This is a genomic window from Mycobacterium sp. 1274761.0 (assembly GCF_001668615.1).
In the GTDB taxonomy this organism is placed as follows: Bacteria; Actinomycetota; Actinomycetes; order Mycobacteriales; family Mycobacteriaceae; genus Mycobacterium.
In genome coordinates, this window is the sequence record NZ_LZMC01000004.1 from 1 (window position 1) to 4,278 (window position 4,278).

1 protein-coding gene is annotated in these 4,278 nt (G+C 67.2%); it reads left to right on the forward strand.

Translation table 11 applies throughout. The features are described 5' to 3' along the window. On the forward strand, window positions 1-4,278 hold a 4,278-nt coding region (locus A5651_RS00915), incomplete at both ends, for a non-ribosomal peptide synthetase (RefSeq protein ID WP_156662476.1).

Here is a 4,278-nt window from a genome sequence, read left to right on the forward strand (position 1 = left end):
GGCTACATGGTGCCCGTGGCCGTGGTGGTGCTGGCCAGCTTGCCGTTGACGGTCAACGGCAAACTCGACAAACGCGCCCTGCCGGCACCGGAATACCACGGCGCCGACCGTTACCGCGCCCCAGAAACCCTCACCGAAGAAATCCTGGCCGGGATTTACGCCAACGTCCTGGGCCTCGACCGGGTCGGCATCGATGACTCCTTCTTCGAACTCGGCGGCGACTCGATTTTGTCGATGCAGGTGGTGGCTCGGGCGCGGGCTGCTGGGGTGGTGTGTCGGCCGCGCGACATTTTCGTTGAGCAGACGGTGGCCCGGTTGGCTCGGGTTGTCGGGGTGGTCGATGGTGAGACCGGTGTGGTCGATGAGGGTGTGGGGCCGGTGGTGGCCACGCCGATCATGCGTTGGTGGCACGAGTTGGATGGCCCGATTGAGTTGTTCAACCAGACCATGGTGGTGTCGGCGCCGGCGGGGGTGACTGCCGCCGATGTGGTGGTGGTGTTGCAGGGGTTGCTGGATCGCCATGGCATGTTGCGTTGCCGGGTCGATGATGACGGTGCCGGCGGATGGTCGCTGACGGTGCCTGAGGTCGGGGCGGTGGATGCGCGCGATTGCCTGGAGTCGGTGGAGGTGTTGACCGCCGCGGCGGTGGTGGCGGCGCGGTCGCGGTTGGACCCGGCGGCCGGGGTGCTGCTGCGTGGGTTGTGGGTGGGTTCTACCGGTGAGCTGGTGTTGATTGTTCATCATCTGGCTGTTGACGGGGTGTCGTGGCGAATCCTGTTGGAGGACTTGAATATTGCGTGGGCGCAGCATCACAGCGGGCAGCCGATAGCGCTGCCGGCGACGGGGACGTCGTTCGCGCGGTGGTCAGCGCTGTTGGCTGAGCACGCCCATGACCCGCAGGTGGTGGACACCGCCGAGGTGTGGCGGCAGGTGGCTGCGACCCCGGCGGTGTTGCCGGGGGTGGCGCCTGGGGTGGATACGTTGGCCACGGCGGGGCATTTGTCGGCCGAGCTTGATGTGGAGACGACCCGCACGCTATTGGGTGAGGTGCCCGCGGCGTTTCATGCTGGGGTGCAAGACATTTTGTTGATCGCGTTCGCGTTGGCGTGCGCGGAGTTCGCCGGTGTGGGTGGCGCGCCGATCGGTATTGATGTGGAAGGCCATGGCCGCGATGAGGAGTTGGCCGCCGGGGTGGATTTGTCGCGGGTGGTGGGGTGGTTCACCGCGTTGTATCCGGTGGCGTTGCGTGTGGGTGGGTTGGACTGGGGGCAGGTCTGTGCCGGTGAGGCGGCGTTGGGGGGGCTGGTCAAGGCCGGCAAAGAGCAGTTGCGTGGGTTGCCCGATGGGTTGACCTATGGTCTGTTGCGGTATGTGAACCCCGAGGTGGAGTTGGGTGGTTCGGCTCCGGTGCTGGGGTTCAACTATCTGGGTCGTCTGGGCGCGGCGGCAGCCGAGGTTTCTGAGGATCTGTGGCGCATCAGTGCCGAGGGGTTGGCGGTGACCGGGGCGGTAGCGCCGCTGCCGATGTCGTTGGCCCATACCGTCGAGCTCAACGCCGTCACCGCTGACACTGCCGAGGGTCCGCGGTTGCAGGCCAACTGGACGTGGGCGGCCTCGGCGCTGGATCACGGCCAGGCAGAGCGGTTGAGCCGGTTGTGGTTTGAGGCGTTGGCCGGGATTTGTGCCCATGTGCGCGCCGGTGGGGGTGGGTGGACGCCGTCGGATATCGTTCCGGCCCGGCTGTCTCAGCCGCAGCTCGATGAGCTGTGTGGCCAATACGAGATCGCCGATGTGTTGCCGTTGACCCCGCTGCAGCAGGGGCTGCTGTTTCATGCCGGCACCGGTGCGGGCAGCGACGATGTGTATGCGGTGCAGCTGGAGGTCACCATCAGCGGTGGCTTGGATGTGGCCCGGTTGCGGGATGCGGTGGGCGCGGTGGTCCAGCGCCATCCGAATCTGGTCGCCCGGTTCTGCGCGCAGTACGACGAGCCGGTGCAGATCATTCCGGCCGATCCGGTACTGGTCTGGCGTTACCTCGAACTCGATGGCGCTGCAGCTGACCTCGAGGAGCAGGTGCAGCAAGTGTGCGCCGCCGAGCGTGCCGCAGTGGGGGATCTGGCCGGCGGGCCGGCGTTCCGGGCAGCGGTGATCCGCACCGGGCCCGATCGGCACCGGTTTGTGCTGACCAATCACCACATCGTGATGGATGGCTGGTCGCAGCCGATCCTGTTGAACGAGATCATCGCCGGCTATTTGGGGCAGCGCCTGCCCGCGCCGGCGCCGTATCGCAGTTTTGTGGCCTGGCTGGCCGAGCGTGACCTCGACGCGGCCCGTCAAGCGTGGGGCCAGGTACTGGCCGGTTTGGACGCCCCGACCTTGGTGGCGGCCTCGGGACGCTCGGGGCTGGGGCGGCGCGCGGTGGCGCCGTATCAGCTGACCCAAAACACCACCCAAGCCCTGGCCGAGCTGGCCCGGTCACGCCACACCACCCTGTCCACGGTGCTGCAGGCCGCCTGGACGGTGCTGCTGAGCTCGGTGACCGGGCAGCACGATGTGGCGTTTGGCACCGCGGTGTCCGGGCGTCCGGTCGAGGTGGTCGGCGCCGACTCGATGGTGGGGTTGTTGATCAACACCGTGCCGGTGCGCGCCACCCTCACCGCGGCCACCACCACCGTCGAACTGCTCGACCAGCTGCAAGCCGCCCACACTCACACCCTGGAACACCAACACCTGGCCCTGCCCGAGATCCACCACATCACCGGCCACGACCAGCTGTTCGACACGCTGTTCATCTATGAGAACTACCCGGTCGACACCGCCGCGCTGGCCGGTGAGCACGAGCTGGCGATCACCGAGTTCGCCACCCGCGAACACAACCACTATCCGCTGACGGTGGCCGCCATCCCGGGCGCCCAGCTGGCCCTGCGCGTGGAATACGACACCGAGGTGTTCGATAACGCCGCCATCGAGGCCCTGATCGGGCGGTTGCAGCGGGTGGTCTCGGCGATGACCGCCCAACCCACACAGCCGCTGTCGTCGATCGATGTCTTGGATGCCGATGAACACGCCCACCTCGATGAGGTCGGCAACCGGGCAGTGTTGACCGCACCAGCCACCGATACCGCTGCAGCAGTATCGATTCCGGAGTTGTTCGCCGCCCAGGTGGCCCGCACCCCCGATGCGGTGGCGGTCACTGCTCACGACCGCTCGATGACCTATCGCGAGCTCGACGACACCTCCAACCGGATCGCGCAGCTATTGGCCGGCCACGGCGTGGGCCCCGGCCAGCGGGTGGCGGTGGTGTTGCCACGCACCGGCGAGGCGATCGCGGCGATGATGGCGGTGCTCAAGACCGGCGCAGCCTATGTGCCCATCGACCCGGCCCACCCCGACGCCCGCATCGGGTTCGTGCTCACCGACGCCGCCCCGCTGGCCGCGCTCACCACCACCGACCTGGCCTCCCGGCTGACCGGCCACGACCTGACGATCATCGATATCGACGACCCGGCCATCACCAACCAGCCCGCCACCGCATCGCCGCCACCGGCCCCCGACGACATCGCCTACCTGATCTACACCTCAGGCACCACCGGCACCCCCAAAGGCGTGGCCGTCGCTCACCGCAACGTCACCACCCTGCTTGACACCCTGCAACCACAGGTGCCCGCAAACGGGGTGTGGTCACAGTGCCACTCGCTGGCCTTCGACTTCTCGGTCTGGGAAATCTTCGGCGCACTGCTCAGCGGGGGACGGCTGGTCATGGTGCCCGACACGGTGGTGCGCTCGGCTGAAGAGCTGCACGCACTGCTGATCAACGAACACGTCAGCGTGCTCAGTCAAACCCCCTCGGCGTTCTACGCCCTGCAAGCCGCCGATGCATCAACCCCCCACGCCGGCACCCTGTCCCTGCAAACCGTGGTATTCGGCGGCGAAGCCCTAGAACCCCAACGACTTTCCCACTGGCTAGACCACCACCACGAACAGCCGCAACTACTCAACATGTACGGCATCACCGAAACCACCGTGCACGCCTCCCTGCGGCCCATCACCACCAACGACCTCACCGATGCCACCAGCCCCATCGGAATCCCGCTCACCCATCTGGGCTTCTTCGTCCTCGACAACTGGCTCCGCCCAGTACCCACCGGAGTCGCCGGCGAACTCTATGTCGCCGGCGCCGGACTGGCCTACGGATACAACGGCCGGTCGGGGTTGACGTCGTCGCGGTTTGTGGCGTGTCCGTTCGGCGGGCCGGGGGCGCGGATGTATCGGACCGGG